Origin of the sequence: Anaerocolumna sp. MB42-C2 (assembly GCF_030913705.1) — a bacterium.
Classification (GTDB): Bacteria; Bacillota; Clostridia; order Lachnospirales; family Lachnospiraceae; genus Anaerocolumna.
In genome coordinates, this window is the sequence record NZ_CP133190.1 from 3,752,748 (window position 1) to 3,772,923 (window position 20,176).

The 20,176-nt window shown below is 35.6% G+C and carries 19 protein-coding genes and 1 pseudogene; 16 read left to right on the forward strand and 4 right to left on the reverse strand.

Features of this window, described 5'->3' with window-relative positions; all coding sequences use genetic code 11:
* Window positions 1-201 precede the first annotated feature (201 nt).
* On the forward strand, window positions 202-567 hold the full coding sequence (locus tag RBU59_RS16670) for a NusG domain II-containing protein (RefSeq protein WP_308143636.1): 366 nt from the start codon (window positions 202-204) through the stop codon (window positions 565-567).
* Between the two features lie 227 nt (window positions 568-794).
* Here the strand turns inward: RBU59_RS16670 and RBU59_RS16675 are convergent, their stop codons facing one another.
* Window positions 795-1,952 (reverse strand): FMN-binding protein, encoded by a 1,158-nt coding sequence (locus RBU59_RS16675; RefSeq protein ID WP_308143637.1) that lies wholly within the window; start codon window positions 1,950-1,952, stop codon window positions 795-797.
* Window positions 1,953-2,458: 506 nt separating this feature from the next.
* Between RBU59_RS16675 and RBU59_RS16680 the strand changes: the two genes are divergently transcribed.
* From RBU59_RS16680 to RBU59_RS16715, 8 genes and pseudogenes are all read left to right on the forward strand, one after another.
* Entirely contained in the window at window positions 2,459-2,932 is a 474-nt protein-coding gene (locus tag RBU59_RS16680; RefSeq protein WP_308148594.1) for an acyl-CoA thioesterase, read from the forward strand.
* 152 nt (window positions 2,933-3,084) lie between these two features.
* Entirely contained in the window at window positions 3,085-3,345 is a 261-nt protein-coding gene (gene spoIIID / locus RBU59_RS16685; RefSeq protein ID WP_308143638.1) for a sporulation transcriptional regulator SpoIIID, read from the forward strand.
* 161 nt (window positions 3,346-3,506) lie between these two features.
* Entirely contained in the window at window positions 3,507-4,859 is a 1,353-nt protein-coding gene (locus RBU59_RS16690; protein ID WP_308143639.1) for an APC family permease, read from the forward strand.
* A 104-nt stretch (window positions 4,860-4,963) separates the two neighbouring features.
* Window positions 4,964-5,449, forward strand: a complete 486-nt coding sequence (locus RBU59_RS16695; RefSeq protein WP_308143640.1) for a ferritin-like domain-containing protein — start codon at window positions 4,964-4,966, stop codon at window positions 5,447-5,449.
* A gap of 293 nt (window positions 5,450-5,742) precedes the next feature.
* Window positions 5,743-5,889: pseudogene (locus RBU59_RS16700) on the forward strand (sporulation transcriptional regulator SpoIIID); the annotation flags it as partial.
* A 119-nt stretch (window positions 5,890-6,008) separates the two neighbouring features.
* On the forward strand, window positions 6,009-6,230 hold the full coding sequence (locus tag RBU59_RS16705) for a DUF3791 domain-containing protein (RefSeq protein ID WP_308143641.1): 222 nt from the start codon (window positions 6,009-6,011) through the stop codon (window positions 6,228-6,230).
* Window positions 6,220-6,708, forward strand: a complete 489-nt coding sequence (locus tag RBU59_RS16710) for a DUF3990 domain-containing protein (protein ID WP_308143642.1) — start codon at window positions 6,220-6,222, stop codon at window positions 6,706-6,708. Before RBU59_RS16705 ends, RBU59_RS16710 begins: the two co-directional genes overlap by 11 nt.
* Window positions 6,705-6,947: a hypothetical protein gene (locus tag RBU59_RS16715; protein WP_308143643.1), complete on the forward strand. Its 243-nt coding sequence runs from the start codon at window positions 6,705-6,707 to the stop codon at window positions 6,945-6,947. The genes RBU59_RS16710 and RBU59_RS16715 overlap by 4 nt, the downstream gene beginning before the upstream one ends.
* Window positions 6,948-7,127: 180 nt before the next feature.
* On the opposite strand, the gene RBU59_RS16720 is transcribed toward RBU59_RS16715, so the two are convergent.
* Window positions 7,128-8,135, reverse strand: coding sequence for a LacI family DNA-binding transcriptional regulator (locus RBU59_RS16720; RefSeq protein WP_308143644.1), 1,008 nt, complete (start codon window positions 8,133-8,135; stop codon window positions 7,128-7,130).
* A 279-nt stretch (window positions 8,136-8,414) separates the two neighbouring features.
* Here RBU59_RS16720 and RBU59_RS16725 point away from each other — a divergent pair, with 279 nt between their 5' ends.
* The 5 genes from RBU59_RS16725 to RBU59_RS16745 all read left to right on the forward strand — a co-directional run bounded on the left by RBU59_RS16725 (window position 8,415) and on the right by RBU59_RS16745 (window position 14,209).
* A complete protein-coding gene (locus tag RBU59_RS16725) occupies window positions 8,415-9,785 on the forward strand; it encodes an ABC transporter substrate-binding protein (RefSeq protein WP_308143645.1) in 1,371 nt (456 codons plus the stop codon).
* Window positions 9,786-9,868: 83 nt separating this feature from the next.
* Window positions 9,869-10,753, forward strand: coding sequence for a carbohydrate ABC transporter permease (locus RBU59_RS16730; protein WP_308143646.1), 885 nt, complete (start codon window positions 9,869-9,871; stop codon window positions 10,751-10,753).
* Between the two features lie 10 nt (window positions 10,754-10,763).
* Complete coding sequence (locus RBU59_RS16735) at window positions 10,764-11,588, forward strand: carbohydrate ABC transporter permease (protein ID WP_308143647.1); 825 nt, start codon at window positions 10,764-10,766, stop codon at window positions 11,586-11,588.
* Between the two features lie 220 nt (window positions 11,589-11,808).
* Complete coding sequence (locus RBU59_RS16740; protein WP_308143648.1) at window positions 11,809-12,822, forward strand: LacI family DNA-binding transcriptional regulator; 1,014 nt, start codon at window positions 11,809-11,811, stop codon at window positions 12,820-12,822.
* 142 nt (window positions 12,823-12,964) lie between these two features.
* Window positions 12,965-14,209, forward strand: coding sequence for an alpha-L-fucosidase (locus RBU59_RS16745; RefSeq protein ID WP_308143649.1), 1,245 nt, complete (start codon window positions 12,965-12,967; stop codon window positions 14,207-14,209).
* 155 nt (window positions 14,210-14,364) lie between these two features.
* Here RBU59_RS16745 and RBU59_RS16750 read toward each other — a convergent pair whose 3' ends face one another.
* Window positions 14,365-15,312, reverse strand: a complete 948-nt coding sequence (locus tag RBU59_RS16750; protein ID WP_308143650.1) for a magnesium transporter CorA family protein — start codon at window positions 15,310-15,312, stop codon at window positions 14,365-14,367.
* A 281-nt stretch (window positions 15,313-15,593) separates the two neighbouring features.
* On the opposite strand from RBU59_RS16750, the gene RBU59_RS16755 reads away from it, so the two are divergent.
* Window positions 15,594-17,012 (forward strand): NCS2 family permease, encoded by a 1,419-nt coding sequence (locus RBU59_RS16755; protein ID WP_308143651.1) that lies wholly within the window; start codon window positions 15,594-15,596, stop codon window positions 17,010-17,012.
* A gap of 114 nt (window positions 17,013-17,126) precedes the next feature.
* On the opposite strand, the gene RBU59_RS16760 is transcribed toward RBU59_RS16755, so the two are convergent.
* Window positions 17,127-19,316, reverse strand: a complete 2,190-nt coding sequence (locus tag RBU59_RS16760; protein ID WP_308143652.1) for an ABC transporter substrate-binding protein — start codon at window positions 19,314-19,316, stop codon at window positions 17,127-17,129.
* Between the two features lie 187 nt (window positions 19,317-19,503).
* Between RBU59_RS16760 and RBU59_RS16765 the strand changes: the two genes are divergently transcribed.
* Window positions 19,504-20,175 (forward strand): response regulator transcription factor, encoded by a 672-nt coding sequence (locus RBU59_RS16765; RefSeq protein ID WP_308143653.1) that lies wholly within the window; start codon window positions 19,504-19,506, stop codon window positions 20,173-20,175.
* Window position 20,176: the final 1 nt, after the last annotated feature.

The following is a 20,176-nucleotide window of genomic DNA, read 5'->3' on the forward strand; positions in this document are numbered from 1 at the left end:
CTCTACAGTATCAGGGATAGGAAAATCTTAGCTACTATTCACGGAACTGCTGCTTTTTGCAGGGGAGTGAACAGTAACAAATCTTAGGTATTTTAACAGTTTCTATCAAGAATGCATTGCATAATGAACGGTCATCATTGTATAATAGGGAAAGCTTAATCGGACTGATTGTCTTAATAAGCAGAAAGGTTTGGTGTTGTGATGAAACGAAATGATATCATATTAATTATAATTATATTAGTATTTGCTGCTGCCGGTTTGCTATTTATGAATTTCACTAAGAAAGACGGGGATATGGTAGTTGTAAAAGTGGATGGGAAAGTATACAAAGAATTACCATTGAATAAAGATACAACCTTTGAAATAACTGGAGTTAGAGGAGGACGAAATCTCCTTGTCATAAAAGACGGGCATGCAGATGTCGTAGATGCAACTTGTCCGGACAAGCTTTGTGTAAATCAAAGACAAATTGATAAGGATGGGGAAACCATAGTATGTCTTCCGAATAAAGTAGTTGTTGAAATTGAAAGCTCCAAAGAAAGTGATGTAGATGCGGTAGCACAATAAAATAGAAGAATATTTTTTGATAGCATGATACAAAAAGATTAGTTCATTCGGAGCCGGACATATGCTTTTATGAAGTAAACAGCGGTAATAAAGCTTAATTACAGGGGTATATTATGTACCGCGGTTTCTTACGGCTGTTTTTGAACTATATTCTGTATCATGCCAAGTTTATGTAAATGTATAATTTGAAGAATGTAAATTATTGGTCTGTTCCCTGAATTATAGGGTTATTTGGCCATTACAAAATCTTTTATAAAAGACTGTGCCTGATTAATACCATTAACAATTGCAGTTGAAGATATAGTGGCACCTGATACGGCGTCAATTTGTCCCGGTACCGTTTTAGTCTCATCCTTCGTTGAGGTAACCTCAGAAGCTGTTGAACCGGAATTTTCCGCTGTGTCTTTAGTATTGGAATCCAAAGATTCGGCAGTATTATCAGAAGTATTATCCAAAGTATCCTCAAGTGTTGCCACAGGAGCCGCTTTTGTTAAACATTCCTTAACTAAGCTGATAAAATCATTTATCGAGATACTGGCACCGGATACGGAATCAGTTATCCCGTCTTTATTTACGGAAAAGGCATCAACAGATTGGTTCTCAATTAAGAAATTAGCTATGGCAATCGATTGCTCCTGCCAGGTCGGCCCGTGTTCAGTCATTTCATAAGCACCGTCTGCAGATAAGACACTTTTTAATTCCCCTTTATCGTTATAAGCGTCCCAGGTAACTTCCGTTATTTTATTATTCTGAATCGTTAAGGTTACTTTATCTTTATAACCCTGATCATCAAATTCCGCTTCTTCCGCCTCATATGTACCATCAGCCCATACATTGCCTTTTTCTGTGGTATTATCTGAAGTACTCGCATCTGTTGTTTCAGTTTCTGCAGTATCCTTTGTATCATTGCCTGTTTCGGTCGTTTGCGCATCTTCTGAATCGACAGTAGAGGGATCGGCAGCTGTTTGTCCTTTTAATGAAATGGGAGCAGTTATGCCCATAAACTGGATTAAGAAAGCATTATCAGTAATCTTATCTCCATAACCCTCTGATTCTTTCTGATCTTTTATATTGATTGATTTAACCGTATTACCGGTATTATCAAAGGTAATATCCATTAAAATATTTCCGTTGTAACCCTTACTGGAAACCGTAACCAGATAACCATCGATTTTACCGTCCCCTGTATAGAGATAAGATGCGGATTTGATTACAACATCGCCTGAATTGGAATAACCGGTAAGGTCAATTGCACCCGGGTTATCAGCATCCATGCCGGAGGTTTTTTTGGTCAGGTTGAAAATAAGGAAACCGCAGATTATTACTGCCAGCAAAATGATAATTACAACACTTACGATTCCTATCTTTTTTTTATTTTTGTTCATTTAAATACCCATTGCATAACACATCTGCGTAGATGTATTATTGTCATACAATAATATGTGAAACATATTTCACGAAGGAAAAGAGTCTATGTATGACATACCTTTCTTTAATCAAAGTTTAATGGCTGCGTTTGTTTTTTTGAGAGACAATTTTTACGAATTATTGGGGATTATATTCATTAGTTGCCGCTGTGTTATTTTATTTATTAGAAAAATAATAGATATGGACTTGTTAAATATTTTATCATAATATGGTTATGCAGTAAAGACTTTCCCCAAAAATCTCAGCTTTTATCGATAAGAAATAAGTGGACAATTGACTGCAAAGCAGTATATAATATAATGTCTGTAATTAATTTAGTTACATGATTTGTGGATCAAAAACATACAAATGTTTTACATTCATTACATTAGTGTGATGATGAATTTAGGTCGAAAAGTAACTGTACAATCACAGTTTCAATACAAGGAGAAAAAAAGTGAAAGAAAATATAGAAGAGTCTAAAATGGAAAAAGTAAAACGGGTGGAAGATTCCCTTACGGAGCAAATACAGCTGCTGATGCCTCAGCATATTAACGGAACCGGAAGGTTATTTGGGGGTAAACTCTTAGAATGGATCGATATAGTAGGCGGAGTAACAGCCAGAAGACATTCGGAATGTGATGTTATTACTGCTGCTATTGATAACCTGCAATTCAAAGAGGGAGCTTATCAGAACGATACACTGGTTTTAATCGGGAGGGTTACTTATGTCGGAAACTCCTCTATGGAGGTCAGAGTAGACACTTATGTTGAGGAATTAACAGGAATCCGCAGACCGATAAACCGGGCTTATATGGTATTTGTAGCACTTAATAGAGAAGGAAAACCAACCCGTGTGCCTCGATTAAGCATTGAAACGGAAAATCAGCGTGGCGAATGGGAAGGTGCATTAAAACGCAACGAATTACGTAAAATAAGAAGAACAGAAGGGTATTAGTAAATAGTACAACCTTGCATAGATTTCACTTAAATCTGCACCCGTTATTATCGCTGGTACTGATATTAAACGAACTTTATGCAAGGCTGTACTAGACATAACATGGGACAAACAAGCATATATTAGAAAAAACAAGCTTGGGGGCCCATAGGATGCAGCAATACATTGAAGATAGAATAATCGAGCTGGCTTATTATACCATTGAGACAAAAGCAACTGTAAGAGAAACGGCTCTAAAATATGGGATCAGTAAATCTACTGTTCATAAAGATCTGCAGGACCGTTTACCTTATGTCAATAAACAGTTGTATCATGCCGTTAATGAAATACTCATGACGAATAAGTCGGAAAGGCATATTCGCGGCGGGTTGGCAACAAGGCAGAAATATCGGAGTATTGTTGAGACAATGTAAAACCAAAGGGTGTCTTTGTAAACATGGATCGAAGGCACCCTGATATTTTTTTACCGGGTATTAACTGGCCGGTAAAATATAAATGTTTTAATTTCATTTTAAAGGATACAAGCAGCAATAACAAAAAACAATTGATAAAATTCTAAAAAACAGGAGAAATTATGGAAAATAAAAAGGAACATTACGGATTATTAACCGCAACTACCATGATTATTGGTATTGTGATTGGTTCGGGTATTTTTTTTAAAAGCGATGATGTGTTAAGTTACACAGGGGGAAATATTGGGTTAGGCATCCTGGTATTATGTATCGGAGCATTCAGTATTATTTTTGGAAGTCTGACACTTGCAGAGCTGTCTATGAGAACTAAAAAAAACGGAGGATTTGTAGGATATTACGAAGATTTTATATCAAAAGGAGCAGCCTGTGGTTTTGGATGGTTTCAGACTTTTGTCTATTATCCTTCTCTCATAGCGGTTGTTGCATGGGTATCCGGAATTTATACCGCTTCGCTTTTTGGTATAAAGGGCACCTTGGAGAATCAAATAGTCGTCGGTTTTTGTTTTATGACCTTATTATTTGTAGTTAATATTATGTCTTTAAAACTCGGAGGATACTTTCAAAATCTCTCCACTGTAATTAAATTAATCCCCTTATTGGGTATTGCTTTATTGGGTGTTTTTTTAGGTTCTGCTAATCCTGAAATTCCTAAGGGCATTGAAGTGATTGGAAAAAGCAATGTTGGATTCGGCTGGCTTGCCGCACTGGCTCCCATAGCATTTTCCTATGACGGCTGGATCATTGCAACCAGCATTACTAACGAAGTAAAAAAACCGGAAAAGAATATGCCGCTTGCTTTAATCATAGGACCCCTTGTAGTACTTGGGGTTTATCTTCTGTATTTTCTGGGGATTACTAATATGCTGGGCACCAGTTATATTCTCTCAACCGGTAATGACGCCGTAAATAAGGCCGGTGAGATCCTTTTGGGGGATAATGGAAGTAAAATTATTTTGATTTTTATCATTATTTCTATCCTGGGGGTAGTAAATGGGATAACATTAGGAAGTTTAAGAATGCCCCAAGCACTTGCAAGTAAAGATATGATACCCGGCGCCAAGAAAATAGCTGAAATACATCCTAAATATCAATTATCCTTAAAGTCCTGCCTGTTATCGTATCTGATTACTCTTATCTGGATGGCACTTCATTATATTACACAGAAAAGCGGTGTAATCGGAAAAAGTGATGTGAGTGAAATTGCTATTGTATTCAGTTATGTATGTTATATAATATTGTATTTGAAAGTTATGAAAATGAAGAAAGATAATATAATAAAAAGTACATTTAAAGGAACGATATGCCCGATTTTCGGTATATTGGGTTCTGTAATAATTTTGATCGGAGGTATTGTCTCCAATCCTTTCTATGTACCTGTATTTATACTGTTCTGTCTTATTGTAGGCAGTATAGGTTATTATTATTACTATTTAAAAAATAAATCCAGGGCATAATTTTATGCTTAGAGCTGCTGTTTATTGATGTGAGAATCTTGACAAAAAAAGTAAAAACCGATATGGTTAAGATATAAAATTCAAAAGAAAAGGAGCAGATGGATATGGACACTTTAGAATTAGCACTTTCACTGGAGTTTGATCTTGAGAAGTATTATGGGGCACAGGCAGAGAAGAATAAAGGTAACAGCTTATTCGTTGTTTTCACTATGCTGGCGGAAGAAGAGCAAAAGCACACGGAGATTTTATTAGGAAAAGCAGATGTACTTGATCTTAATATTCAGGATAAAAACATTCTTAAGGAAGCCAGAGAATTATTTTCCCAGATGAGGGATTTTAAAAGTGATATTAAGGAACTTCCGAGTCAGTTAGATTCCTACCGGATGGCTCTTGAGATGGAAGAAAAAAGTTTGAAGTTTTATAAAAACCTCCGTGATATGGCCGAAACGGATAAGGAAAAAGAAACCTATCAGTATTTGATCAAGCAGGAGGATGTCCATTGTATTATTCTGGAAGAACTGGTTAAGTTAACAACCAGGCCGGAAGAATGGGTGGAATCTGCCGAATTTGGATTACGGGAAGACTATTAAGCTGCATTTATATTTTGCTAATTGAATATATGAAATCCTTTATTATAAGGGGTTGCTGCAAGGCTCTAAAATAAAACCTGCGGGAGAATATACGATACTCCTTGCTGATTAAAGAGAGAAAGGCTTTGTAACAACCCCTTAACTATTAATAAATAATAAATTTTAGAACAAATTTTTTCTAAAAAAATAGAGATGTTGTTATTTTTTCAACTAAGTTAGTAAGACTAAATAGGATATAATTTATAGCATTCACGCATACAATATAGAAACAAGTACAATAGGGGGATATCCTTTTGAAAGGCTATATAGAAGAACGGGCAGTAGAAATTGCCAATTACATAATCGATAATAATGCAACCGTGAGGCAGACGGCCAAACAATTCGGCATTTCGAAATCAACCGTACATACGGATGTAACAGAAACGAACGTTTTTATAAACAGGAAGTAATATTTTATTTATTATGAGTGGATTAATTTAATATTAAAAATTAAAATAAGTTCATTATCTGCCTTTTGATTAATATAAATAGTATAGGGAAATGTATTGGAGTGGCGTTTTTGAACCAGGCAGAGCGAGATATGAATTTAATGGTTGTGGAAGCAATAGAGGGTTATGCTTACAATCATAAACTAACTGCAAAAGAGGTATATGAATTCTTTTTGAAAAAGGGTATTATACCTTTACTTCGTTCTCAATACCAGGCTTTACATACACAAAGTCTGGAAGAGAGCATCTATTTTGTGGAAGATGTTTTAAGGAGAGAACGAAATGATGGATGATAGGATTGTATTCCACGGTACCAATGTAGTATTTAATCAGGTTGATCTGGAACATTCCAAGGATAAACGGGATTTCGGTAAAGGATTTTATACCACTACCGTGGAGGATTATGCAGCGAATTGGGCTGAGAATATGTACATTCGTTATGGCGGTGAAGGCAGATATGTAATGAAGTTTAAATTAAAACCGGATCCGGGATTAAAAGTGAAAACTTTCAATGGGTTAACCAGAGAGTGGCTTACCATGATTAAAAATAACAGGATGTACGGCGGAATACAACATGATTATGATATAGTAATTGGTCCGGTAGCCAATGATAATACAATGCGAACAGTGGCTTTATATGTAGCGGGCATTTATAATGAAGAAATGGCAATCGAGCAGCTGAGAACATATGAAGCTCATGACCAGGTTTCAATACATACGAAAAATGCATTAGAATGTCTGGAGTATCTAGGGAGGGTTACGATATCATGATTAATCGGTATTTATATAAAGGTCAGGATATTACATTGGATATAATTATGAAAATTGAACATGTAGTACGCATAATATCTGAGCAGACCCAGAAACCATTTGATGAATGCCTTTATGAATTCTACCAGTCTAAAGTCTATGAAGCATTACAAAAAACAGGTTCTCTTATGTGGTGCGAAAGTGCTGAATTCATTGTAGATGAGTATTTCAGAGAAAAAAGAAAGGAAGACAGTATATAAAATTTAATAAGGTTGGTGCAAAAATGAACTATTTATCTTGGCCGGAGAGTGCTAATAGCAGGCTGAAATAACAGCTTTTTGAATTGCACCAACCTTTTTAGGCCTTATTAGTAGTATCGGTAGGCCTTTCGTATAATATCAACCGATTTGACTAATGGAAACTTATCCAGCGTATTTTTGCTACATTGTTGATATGTTAGCAACAGATTTCCGAACGATTAATTTTGTTTCTATCATTTTTGTCTCCGGATATAATTCATAATCACCGTTAATGCGCTTTATCAAAAGCCCGGTGGCCTGTCTGCCGATTTCATTTAAATTTTGTACCACCGTTGTGATCGGCGGATTAAAAGCAGAGAATATCTCATCGTCGTCGAAGCTAATCAGAGAAAAATCCTTTGGTATCTGCAGGCCAAGCTCACTTAAGGTGAGTATGGTTCCAAGGGTATAGTTATAACTTAACATAAGCATAGCAGTCGGATGATTTGGCATACTCATTATATTCCGGAAAAAATCTGCACTGGAAGCAATGTCTCCGCCGTATATATATAAATTATCTTCAGGAATGTTATATTCCCGGCATGCATCACGCATACCGCTAATGCGTTCTTTCATGGTGTAACTTGTAAGGTCTCCGCCAATTGCACCAAATATTTTATGACCATTTTCCAAAAAATATTTTGTTGCCTGATAAGCGGAGGTACGGTTGTTTGATGTTACAAAATCAGAGGACAGTCCGTTTAATTCCTGATCCAGGCATACAAATGGAATATGAGCTTCTAAAAGTAAAGACGGAAGAGTGATAGATCCACTGTATTCTGGTACAAGTATTACTCCATCAACCTGTTTGCTTAAAAGAAATTGTAATTCCGAGGTATTATCATCTGAAAAAGCATCATAAGAAGAGATTATGGTTGAGTAATTATATTTCCTTAAATATTCTTCCATGATACTGCAAAGGAATCCCCAGAAATAATCTCCTATAAAAGGTAAAAGGATGCAGATTGTATTTGTCTTTTTAGAACGCAGGTTTTGGGCTGTCTTATTTGGCTTATAACCCAATTTTTTAATACTTTCCTCAATTAACTTCTTATTTTCCGGCAGAATATTCTTACCATTCAAGTATTTTGAAATAGTTGCAAGAGACAGATTCGTATCTTTTGCAATATCTTTTATCGTGCTCCCCATCAGCGTTCCTCTTTCTACATAAAAAGTTATTAATAATATAACATGTAAAACGTTTCGTTGCAAGTAATATAAAATATCACAATATAACGAAACGTTTTATTATATAATATGAAAAAAATATGTTAAATAAAGCTATAAAATATATAATATGAAAAAATAAATGTATAAAATAAACAAATATATGTTGACAAATAAAAGAAGACGAAATAAAATGTAAATGTAATCGCGAAACGTTTTGCTTTATAACTTGTAAATTATTATTTTATGGGAGGACGCATTATGAGAAAAAAAGTAATTGCATCATTACTAGCAGGAATTATGGTAATGTCGTTGGTAGCCTGCAGCAGTAGTTCAACAAAAACTACAGACAATACGAACACCGCCAGCAGTAACAATTCAAGTAATTCACAGTCAGAATCTTTAGAAGCTGCTTCCGATAAGGAAGTAATAACAATTAAGGTTGCTTCCAGATATGGATCGGACGTACCGGATGAGAAGTATTACAGAGACAAGGTAGAAGAATTTAATAAACAGAATAAAGGAATCAAGGTGGAGATGGATAATATACCTACGGAATCCGATTATCTTGATAAACTGAGAACTTCCTTTGCTAACGGAGATACTCCTAATGTTTTTATTGAATATGGCGGTTCCAGAGTACTGGATTATGTAGAAAGTGATGCGTTAGTAGATATGCAGCCTTATTTCAGAAGTGATCCTGATTGGTACAGCAGTTTTTATGAAAGTATGTTTGGAGATTTGCAATACGACGGATATGATGGAATCTGGGGTGTTCCGTTTAAATCCTATACGGTCAGCTTATTCTACAATAAAGAAATTTTCGATCAACAAGGGCTTGCCGTTCCAACGAGCTGGGATGAACTTATGAATGTGTGCAAGAAATTAAAAGATGCAGGAATTAAACCGTTCCAGGCAGGTGAAAAAGATGTATGGAGACTTGGGCATTTACATAACAACCTGGTTATTAAATCACTTGGAACTGATGCGGTAGCTAAATTAGCAGACAGAAGTTTAGCTTATGACAGTCCCGAAATGATTAAAACCTATCAGTTAATATCGGATCTTGTATCTAACGGATATTTAGGTGATGACATTCTTAATACAGATTACAATACGGAAAAATCCACTTATGCAGCAGGTGATTGCGCTATGAGATGGGATGGATCCTGGTATGTATCTGAAATTTACGGAACAGACATATATGATAAAACAGGTGTTGCCCCATTTCCTTATATAGATGAAAAATATAAGGATCAGGCCCAGGGCGGAGCTTCCGATATGTGGTTTGTCTCTAAATTGAATAAATCAGAGGAAGAGATTAAGGCATCCATAGAATTTGTTAAATATATTACTTCACAAGAGTATACCGCAGGGAATAACGAAGTGGCTTCAGTTATCTATCCGATAAAATTTACTCCAACTGATAAAACACCTGCTAATCCTATGCTTGATGAGATTAAAGGTTTTGTTGAAGGATATACGGCTATGAAGTCGGATATACAGAACAGTGATCCGGAATCCTTTATGCTTGATACGGTAAGAAATGCGTTGCAGGGCCTTGCAATGGGTAATGCACCGGAACAATGCGGGAAAGAAATTGTAGACCGAATTGCCGAGGGCAGTGAATAAGAAATAGCTTTTAGTTTAAGATTATAGGGGCTTTTGTAAATATACCCTCTACAAAAGTCCCTTTAGGAATAGGAGATGGTATTTTGCGCCAGAGAAAAAAGAATGAAAATGTTATCGTTGTCACCTTTTTATTGCCGGCATTAATCCTGTTTTTTGGACTTATCGTTTATCCGGTAATTAATACAATCTTTTTATCTTTTCACAGCTGGAAAGGGGTGTACGGCGCAGCTAAGAAGTTTGTCGGATTAGCTAATTATGCAAAGGTATTATCAAGTGAAAGTTTTTGGAATGCAATGCTGAATTCAGTTTATTTTATGATCGGCGGATTTGTTATTCTCATGCCGCTGGCATTTGGACTGGCATTGCTTATTACTTCGAAGCTTAAAGGTACTAAATTAATGAAAACTGCATTTTTTATGCCGGTTATGCTGTCAACAACTGCAGTTGCATTAATGTGGGTATACATTTTAAATCCAAGTTTTGGCGCAATCAATGGTTTGTTAAGATCTGCCGGTTTAGACGCCTTGTGCAAAGACTGGCTGTCTACACCTACATTAAATGTTTGGTGTGTGGTTTTGGTTAATGAGTGGATGTATGCCGGTTACAATATGCTGATATTTGCAGCCGGTCTGGTAGCAATTCCGGATTCCTTATATGAAGCAGCGGAAATAGACGGATGCTCAAAATGGAATAAAATCCGGCATATAGCAATACCGTTATCAAAAGAATCTTTTAAAATATTCTCTGTATTATGCGTAACCGGATGCCTGAAAGCGTTTGATTTAATTTGGGCTATGACAAAAGGGGGACCGAATCATACTTCGGAAACCCCGGCAACCTTATTATATAATGAAGCTTTTACATTTAAGTCATTTGGCAAAAGCAGTGCAATCGGTGTAGTTCTTTTAATATTGGGGGTTGTTTTAAGTCTTTTATTGAATCGTATGTTTAAGCAGGAAGAAGTGTAGGAGGTGGAAAATGAAATTAAAAATAGGTAAAGCATGCAGTTATTTATTAGCATTATTATGGGGGCTGATTACCATTTTTCCGTTATTCATTACCTTTCTGTCTTCGGTAAAAGATAACCAGGGTATTAATCTTGGGATGTTTAAACTTCCTGTAAAATGGCTGTGGTCAAATTATAGTGCAGCATTTGTAAGTGCCAATATTGGGAAAGCAGTTTTAAACTCTGTTTTTCTGGGAATCGTATCTACATTAATTGTTACAATCGTAGGAATGCTTGCAGCGTATGTGCTGTCCCGAAAAAAGTTCAGGTTAAAATCCATAGTATACAGTTTATTTATTGTAGGTGTCATGGTTCCGGTACATTGTACCATTATTCCTATTTCCAGTTTAGCCACAGGAATTGGAGGGAGAAACTCCTATTGGTATCTTACACTGGTTTACGCTGCATTTAACTTATCACAGGCAATATTCTTATTTACCGGATATCTTAACGATATAAATAAAGAATTGGATGAAGCGGCTATTATAGACGGCTGCAATGATATTCAGCTGTTGTTTAGGGTATTGACACCGGTGTCCATACCAATTATTTCTACCCAGGCGATTTTAACCTTTATCTATGGCTACGGTGAACTGATATTTGCTATGATACTGATTTCAGATGAAAAGAAATACACAGTATCACGTGCAATGCTTTCTTTCTCTGGAGGATATCAGCAGCAGTTGGGTCCAATCTTTGCATGTATTATTGTAGCGGTTCTTCCAATGATTATACTGTACATATTATTTCATGAAAAAGTCCAGTCCGGTATGTTATCGGGTGCAGTTAAAGGTTAATAAACATTTGGATGGGGTAAAAAGTTTATAGGATTTAACGAAAGCAATTGTTCCGGTTTGTTTTTAGCCTGATTATATAATACTGTATTGTCTGTCCGGTCTGGGTATATAATAATTACTTAATCCAGCTGGTATTGTTGAATAAACTAAAATATGATATGATTCAGTCAAAAGCAATACGGTATAAAAAGTTAAATTTATAATAAAAAGGGGCTTAAATATGGCGGTTACAATAAAGGATGTAGCAAAGGAAACAAATCTGGCAATATCAACGATTTCGAAGTATATGAATGGGGGAAATGTACGCCCGGAAAATCAAAAATTAATTGAAGAGGCGATCAGAAAATTAGGGTATCGTCCTAATGATAATGCAAGAGGTTTAAGGAATTCAAAAACATATACCATAGGCGTATTGATTGATTCTCTGGGAAGTCAATATTTTGCCAAGGTTACGCAGATGATAGAAAAGATCTTAAAAAAAGAGGGATATTCCGTTTTGGTATGCTGTCATAAAGATAATGTAACGGCAGCTAAGAAAGCGATTGAATTTTTAGCATCAAAACAGGTAGACGGTATTATTATAGAACCGGTGGCAAGCGAGGAAGATTATACGGCACCGATTCATTTTAATAAAATTCCTGTTGTGGCGATAGACCGGGCATTAAGTTATGTGCATTGTGACCGTGTCATGTCTAATTCAACTTTTGGTGCCTATCAGGCTACCGAATACTTAATTCAGAACAATCATAAGCGAATAGGTATTATCAGCGGAACCTCAAAAAAAAATCTTGGTTTGTTAGCTGCAAAAGAACGGCTTAGAGGATATCTAAGAGCGATGGAAGATTATGAGCTTCCTATTCTGGATGAGTATATTATGCAGGGAGATTTTAAGTTTGAATCAGGATATCAATGTATGCAGAAGCTCTGGAAAATGAAAAAACGGCCAAGTGCGGTATTTGTTTCTAATTATAATATGTGCTTAGGAGCAATGACAGCAGTCCATAATATGAAAATCAGTATTCCTGAGGAATTATCATTAATAACATTTGACGATCTGGAATTTTCCGTAATATCAAATCCCAAGCTTACCGCTATCAGGCAGCCTATGGAAAAAATAGCAGAAAAAGCAGTAGAGCTTGTATTAAAAAGAATTGACGGTGATTACGGAGAGTATCCGCAAAATATAAAACTACCAACGGAATTAGTGATACGTGATTCAGTGGTGAAAGTTTGACTAAAATGGAGGTAAGAGTGAAAGAAAATTTAGAAAAGGAAAGGTTGCCACATATGAATCTTTCACTCTGCGAAACTTTTGTTTCGCATTTTATTCTGTGGCAGTATCGCAGGCCGCCTGCGATATGCAATGGGTGTAAAATATGAAAGACACAAAACAGCAATGGTTTAAAGACGCAAAATTTGGTTTATTTATTCATTGGGGGCTATACTCAATTTTGGCAGGTGAATATAAAGGAAAAAAGACGGACCGTATAGCAGAATGGATTATGAATCATTTAGATATACCGGCAGAAGAGTATGAAAAGCTTGCTGCCCAGTTTAATCCTATAGAATTTGATGCCGAAAAAATTGTTAAGAAAGCAAAAGAATGGGGTATGCATTACATCGTTTTTACATCAAAACATCATGAGGGATTTGCAATGTATCATTCCAAATGCAGTAAATACAATGTAGTTGATGCCACTCCTTTTAGACGGGATATTCTAAAGGAATTGCAGCTGGCCTGTGAAAAATATGAGATGAAATTAGGTCTTTATTATTCCCAGGCACAGGATTGGCATGATCCGGATGGATTTATGTACGGAAAAGATAATTCCCATAAAGATTATCAGGCATATTTGGATCGAAAAGTAATGCCCCAATTACGTGAGATATTAACTGATTATGGTGAAATTGCTCTTATCTGGTTTGATACCCCTATGGATACTACAATGGAACAAAGCCAGGCTATGATTGATCTGGTAAAATCCATACAGCCTAATTGCATTATCAGCGGCAGAATCGGTAACCAGATGGGCGAATATATGACTACCGGGGATAATTTTATACCGAGACTTCCCTATGAGGGTGACTGGGAATTGCCGGCAACTCTTAACGATACCTGGGGATTTAATAAACATGACCATAATTGGAAAAACCCGGACGATATTATAAGATTATTGTTGAAAATTAACAGCAGGGGCGGAAATTATCTGCTTAATATTGGTCCGGACAGCCTTGGAAGAGTCCCGGAGGGAAGTATTAAAGTTTTGGATACGGTTGGAAAGTACGTACAGGAAAATGCAGAAGCTATATTCGGAACGAAACGTGTTGAAATATATGCCTATGAATTAGAGTGGGCTCAGTTTACCAGAAAAGATTATAAGCTGTTTGTGCATATGCTTGAGCCGAAAGTACGTATTGAACTATTGAATGTAGGAAACCATGTTAAGCGTGCGTATCTTGTGAAAGACGGTGCAGAATTGCCATGTAAGGTTATGACAGTGTGCGAAGGGGATTCCATGATAGAAGTAGAACTCCCTGAGTATTTACAGAATCAGAAAAATTATTGTGTATGCATTGAAACGGAAGAAAAAGATCCGATATTTGAATCCATAAAGGGTTAAAATAGGGATCGCTTGAAATTCCAAAATGGATTCTATAAATAAAGATTATTGCAAGGTTTATTTTATTAACCTGTTACCCGGAATATGTGTTTTTATCTTGGATAAGATACATATTCCGGGAATGAATAAGATGATTTGATAAATTGCATATATTCTTATAAAAATTTTTTCTTCTTAAAGTAAAAAATACATAGAATAGCCACTATGATGCTGATTATAATTACAAACAGATAACCGTATTTCCAATGCAGCTCAGGCATATAGGTGAAATTCATACCATACCAGCCTACAATCAGGGTAAGGGGAAGGAAAATGGTAGTTACTACGGTAAACATCTTCATAATGTTATTCAGGTTATAATCCAGCTGGGCATGGTAAGAATCCCTTACATGGTCACTGTAGTCCTGAAGCATTCTGGTGTTATTGCTAAGGCGGGTGACCCGGTCTGTAAATAATTTAAAATACCTCAGATTATCTGCACAGAAGATATCTATTGCGTTTTCTTCCAATTCTTCACCGATTACAATCAATTGCTCGTAAAAATTATCTAGGAGAAGCAGTCTTTTTCGAATTCCGGTTATTTCATAATTGAAATTCCGGTCTAAACGGTTATCGTTTATTTTGTCTTCATGATCACTAATCTCTTCTTCGATTTTCTCCAGAGAGGAATAGTTATTGAGTATCAGCCGTTCCAGGAAACCATAGATCAAACGCTCCAAGGTTACTTTTGAAAGGTTGACATGTTTTAAGGATTCAAACAATTCCACTCTCATACTGTCGTCCTGGTCTTCTATCACTACAATCAGAAATAAATTACTTTTTATATAGATTCCGATTCGGTCCTGGACTCGGATAAAATGTTTGGTTTCGATACCGGTTATAATTCCAAAGTGGTAATCGTCATAAACTTCAATCTCACCATGAATTTCATGGGTATCATTTTTACATTCCATAACGGTAGCAAGAGCAAAACCAAAACTTTCATAGCACTCATCCAATTCGTCCAGGGTAATGATTCCGAAAGTTAAGATATCCGGGTTATAATCCTTAAGGGTTATAGGTGATATTTCATTTTGTATCTGATAATACATGGTTTGTTTCATTTCCTTTCATCGGCAATATTATTCTGAGTATATCATACTTCCAAAAAATTGAAAATAAGATAAAATGAAATATAAATAGAAATAACCTATATGAATCTATATCAAATATAGGCATTCAATAAGTGATTAATTAATTTTTTTAATAAAGTCTTATTAAAAAGTTATTTAAATATGAAAAATAATCATGTATAATATACCATGTTATAAATATTTTATAAATTTTATTACAATAATATTAAGAGGAAAACTCTTAAGATAAAACAAGTTAAAAGGAGAAAGTTATGGAAAAATTTTTCAAACTTAAGCAAAGTGGCACTACAGTATCTACGGAAGTAGCTGCCGGATTTACAACCTTTTTTGCAATGGCCTACATTATCTTTGTTAACCCGCAGATGTTAAGCCAGACTGGAATACCAAGTGGAGCGGTATTTCTGGCGACCATTATAGCATCCGCCACCGGTACCCTGATTATGGGACTTTTTGCAAATGTTCCGTATGCACAGGCTCCGGGTATGGGATTAAATGCATTTTTTACTTACACAGTATGTTTTGGTTTGGGATTTTCCTGGCAGCAGGCTTTGGCAATGGTATTTTTATGTGGTTTAATCAATATCCTTATTACCGTTACCAAAATACGTAAATTAATAATTAAAGCAATTCCTGTCAGTGTACAGAATGCAATCGGCGGCGGAATTGGTATCTTTATCGCTTATATTGGTATTAAAGACGCAGGACTTCTTCAGTTTACCTCTGACCCAGGTAAAAATATTGTATTAGACAGCGGTACCGTTGTTGCTGACAGCAGTATTGTACCTGCTTTAGTTAAATTTAACAGCCCCGCTGTTGTTTTATCCTTAATCGGAATTTTAATTATGTTTGTACTCTTAATTTTAAAAGTAAGAGGTGCAATTTTAATCGGTATCGCTGCAACGACGATTATCGGAATTCCAATGAGAGTTGTTAATTTATCAAGCGTTAGTGCAACTGCTGGTTTAGGTGATTCATTCACCCAGCTTGGGACAACCTTTGGTGCGGCTTTTGGCAAGGAAGGTCTATTGACTTTATTCAGTGATACAGCTAAGATACCACTGGTTCTGATGACAATTTTTGCATTTAGTTTATCCGATACCTTTGATACTCTTGGAACATTTATCGGAACAGGCAAAAGAACAGGAATTTTTGATGATGCTGATGAAAAAGCACTTCAGGAAGGATCCGGATTTAAATCCAAGATGGACAAGGCATTATTTGCTGACTCTGTTGCTACTTCCATCGGTGCTATCTTTGGTACCTCCAACACAACCACTTATGTTGAAAGTGCAGCCGGTATTGGTGCCGGTGGACGTACCGGTTTAACTTCCGTAGTTACTGCTGCTTTATTCCTTATCAGCATGTTTCTTGCTCCGATTGTAGGAATCGTTCCCGCACAGGCAACGGCACCTGCTTTAATCGCTGTTGGTATCATGATGTTATCCTCCTTTAAAGAAGTTAACTGGACAGATTTAGATGAGGCAATTCCTGCATTTTTTGCCGCAATCTTTATGGCATTCTGCTACAGCATTTCCTATGGTATTGCTGGCGGATTTATCTTCTACTGTTTAGTTAAGATCTGTAAAGGCAAAGCAAAAGAAGTACATCCGGTTCTCTGGGTTGCAACGGGATTATTTATATTAAATTTTATTATTTTATCTGTATTATAATAAACCATACTAACTCATAAATTTTATTATAAGGGGCTTATATACCATGCTTTACTCAGCAATGGCGTATAAGCCCCTTAATTGATAAGGAAGATCAATATATTGAATTTGTTCTTATTCGTTAAGATATGTTTTCAATTTATGTATTATATTATCTGCGGTTTCATCAGCGGTAAGCTTTCCTAAAAAGAAATCTTTGGTCTGCTCTTTAAATACCTTAACAAGCTGCTCATTACTTTCGGCTTTAACAGACACGGTAGAACAATAATGAACAAGCTGGTCAATTTGCTGCTTTGTGGGTGGGTTAAAAACAATACTGCTATAACTCCCATCTTCATTTTCAATATCTGAGGAAGCACTATCATTTGATCTGTCATTCTTTGAGGCAAGTAATAAAGCCTTTCTATTAATTGAAAAACCATCATATAAATCATATTTTTGTACTTCTTCCGATAATAACAGGGTTATAAATTCTTTACAAAGGTCTTTATTTTTGCCGGCATTATTGATTCCAATTTCATTTAAAGGTGTAAAGGAATTTTCAAAAACTGTAAAACTGCCTTTTGCATAGTCCACGATTCCCAAAGTAAATATAGAATCCAGAAAGCCAGAACATTGATTTATATTTGCTTTAATACTACTGGCAAGTTCCCATAGATTACTTCCTCTCCCTTTTGGCGGATAACTATCTATAAGATTACTGTTATCTGCAATTTTTTTTAAGTAATTTAATAAGGTAACCAGTTTTTCTTTATCAATAGTATTATCACTGCTTATAATATTTCCTGAAAAATATGGAGCAAATGTTGATATAAAATCATTTACAGTCATAGTGCCCAGTAATGTTTTATTTTTTGACACCGGATTATAATCAGCCAAAGCAGCAATTGAATTCAGGTTTTTAAACTCTTGTTGGTCAGCACATAATAAGTTAAGAGCAAATCGGATTGGTACAAAATAAAATTTATTATTCTTTTTGTAATTATCAATAATATTGGGATACAATTCCCCTTTCTCAAGCATTGGATTAATTATATCCGATATATCTGCAAGCACTCCTTTTTCAACAAAAGCGTCAGCAGGAAGTCCGGTAAGCATTAAAATATCCGGTCCATTGCCTGACAATAGTTCCGTATTTAAGGCACGTACATAATCCTCCCTTATGGTGGAATCCGCAGAATCATATTCCTCCTGAGTCATTTCCGCTGTAATAATAACCCTGACTTCGGGATGGATCTGCCCGAATAAAGCCGCGGCCTGCCTTATGGTGGAATTATCCGTTAATGCATATAATTTCAGCTCTATGGACGGAAGAGCGGCAACTGTTTTATCAAAGGTGTATTTCATTAAGGAATAACCTGAGTTATCTAAGTTATACAGTATGTAGTAATCAGCTGCTTCAGTTGCAAGAAACCCAACAGGCCATATGGTCTGCAATGCTAAGGAGGTCATAGTTCCGTCCATAACTGTCTGCCATAGAGAGGTCCCATTTTTCAATACATGTACTCCATTCGTATTACACATAATCAGATCTTTCCTGCTAGTTGTATCAATGTAAGAATCCCCGGTTAGGACTGAATTTATGGGATAATTTGTTTGTTTATCCTTATCTAGATCATAAATAGCTACACCTGTTGTTTTATGAGACTCATCAATTGTTCCTATTATCAGGGATTGGTCCATGGATAATAAGGAATTTTGTGAATATACGGTACCGGTGATACTCCTTTCTTTCTTCATGGTTTTACCATTATAGAAATAGATGTTTCTGCCGTGATATATAGCAGCTATGGTTCCATCATGTAAAACACATACATTATCTGGTGCATCATAGAAACCATCCTTAGTCTTATCTTCCCAACCCTCCGGTTTAAGGGTTTTGCAGGTTTTTAAATCATCTGAACAGAAAAGGTTACCTTTAAAACAGTCATTAATAATTTCAATATAATATAGATACTGTGCTCCGCTCAAATTATCAAATATTTTAAATTGATAAATATTTTTGTTTATTTTTATTTCTTTTAACCATTTTGGAGTAGCTTCTATCCAAGAGCCATCCTTTTCCATTTGATATCCGGTTATGGTTCTGGGATTCACAGCTTTAAGTACATACAAAAAAGGTTTATCATCTTTTTTCGTAAGCTGTAACTTATCGTTTGGATTAATACCTTTGGGTAGAGAAAGTTGTGATTCTACGTATCGCCCCATTAAAACTTTTTCCGTATCATTGACGTCCCTTTTGCTACTGCATCCATAAGCTGAGAACATACAGAAAATAAGTAATGTTAGAATGACTTTTTTCATTTTATAATTCCTTTCCTATAAAACTTGAGTGTTGCATTCAATTTATAAATATGTTATAACGTGCTTATCTCTAAATAACCTTAAATTGGCAAAAATAAATAGCATCATTTATAATAATACACAATATATGATACAAAACAATCAGAAAGCAATAAAAGTAATTTCTAAAGATGGAGGAGTTAAAATCTTGAGAATTTTAGTGATTGAGGATGATAAGGAATTATGTTCTATTATTGAATACCAACTAAAAAAGAATGGAATGGAAGCAGATTTTTGTTTCAATGGGGAAGATGCTTTATTTTATGGTTTAAAACAAACTTACGATATTATAATGTTAGATCGAATGCTTCCGGGAATGGACGGTATTACCATTCTGAAAAAAATAAGAAATGAAAGAATTACCACACCTGTAATTATGGTTACAGCCATGAGTAATCTGAATAACCGGATTGAAGGGCTGGATACTGGTGCAGATGACTATCTTGTTAAGCCATTTGAAATGGAAGAATTACTTGCAAGAATCCGTGCATTAGCGAGGAGACCCACAAAAATAGAAAACGTAAACGAATTTTATTTTTCTGATTTCTGTCTAAATGAGGGAAAAGTACAGTTGATTCGGGGGGATGAAATTTGCAGCTTATCTAAAAGGGAAAGTGATCTTTTAGCGTTTTTTATTAAGAATAAAGGGCAGGTATTGACCAGAGAATTGCTGTTAACCAGAGTATGGGGTGCAGACAGCTTTGTTACGGATGGTAACTTAGATAACTTTATTTGTTTTCTTCGAAAGAGATTAAAATCTGTACATAGCCATGCATCCATTAAAACGATTCGCTCTGTTGGTTATCAGTTGGAGGATTAGA

Coding starts and splice junctions, on each gene's coding strand:
- RBU59_RS16670 (WP_308143636.1), top strand. CDS start 202: ATGAAACGAAATGATATCATATTAATTATAATTATATTAGTATTTGCT.
- spoIIID (WP_308143638.1), top strand. CDS start 3,085: ATGCAGCAATACATTGAAGATAGAATAATCGAGCTGGCTTATTATACC.
- RBU59_RS16750 (WP_308143650.1), bottom strand. CDS start 15,312: ATGAAACAAACCATGTATTATCAGATACAAAATGAAATATCACCTATA.
- RBU59_RS16710 (WP_308143642.1), top strand. CDS start 6,220: ATGATGGATGATAGGATTGTATTCCACGGTACCAATGTAGTATTTAAT.
- RBU59_RS16690 (WP_308143639.1), top strand. CDS start 3,507: ATGGAAAATAAAAAGGAACATTACGGATTATTAACCGCAACTACCATG.
- RBU59_RS16755 (WP_308143651.1), top strand. CDS start 15,594: ATGGAAAAATTTTTCAAACTTAAGCAAAGTGGCACTACAGTATCTACG.
- RBU59_RS16725 (WP_308143645.1), top strand. CDS start 8,415: ATGAGAAAAAAAGTAATTGCATCATTACTAGCAGGAATTATGGTAATG.
- RBU59_RS16735 (WP_308143647.1), top strand. CDS start 10,764: ATGAAATTAAAAATAGGTAAAGCATGCAGTTATTTATTAGCATTATTA.
- RBU59_RS16715 (WP_308143643.1), top strand. CDS start 6,705: ATGATTAATCGGTATTTATATAAAGGTCAGGATATTACATTGGATATA.
- RBU59_RS16745 (WP_308143649.1), top strand. CDS start 12,965: ATGAAAGACACAAAACAGCAATGGTTTAAAGACGCAAAATTTGGTTTA.
- RBU59_RS16740 (WP_308143648.1), top strand. CDS start 11,809: ATGGCGGTTACAATAAAGGATGTAGCAAAGGAAACAAATCTGGCAATA.
- RBU59_RS16675 (WP_308143637.1), bottom strand. CDS start 1,952: ATGAACAAAAATAAAAAAAAGATAGGAATCGTAAGTGTTGTAATTATC.
- RBU59_RS16680 (WP_308148594.1), top strand. CDS start 2,459: ATGGAAAAAGTAAAACGGGTGGAAGATTCCCTTACGGAGCAAATACAG.
- RBU59_RS16695 (WP_308143640.1), top strand. CDS start 4,964: ATGGACACTTTAGAATTAGCACTTTCACTGGAGTTTGATCTTGAGAAG.
- RBU59_RS16760 (WP_308143652.1), bottom strand. CDS start 19,316: ATGAAAAAAGTCATTCTAACATTACTTATTTTCTGTATGTTCTCAGCT.
- RBU59_RS16720 (WP_308143644.1), bottom strand. CDS start 8,135: ATGGGGAGCACGATAAAAGATATTGCAAAAGATACGAATCTGTCTCTT.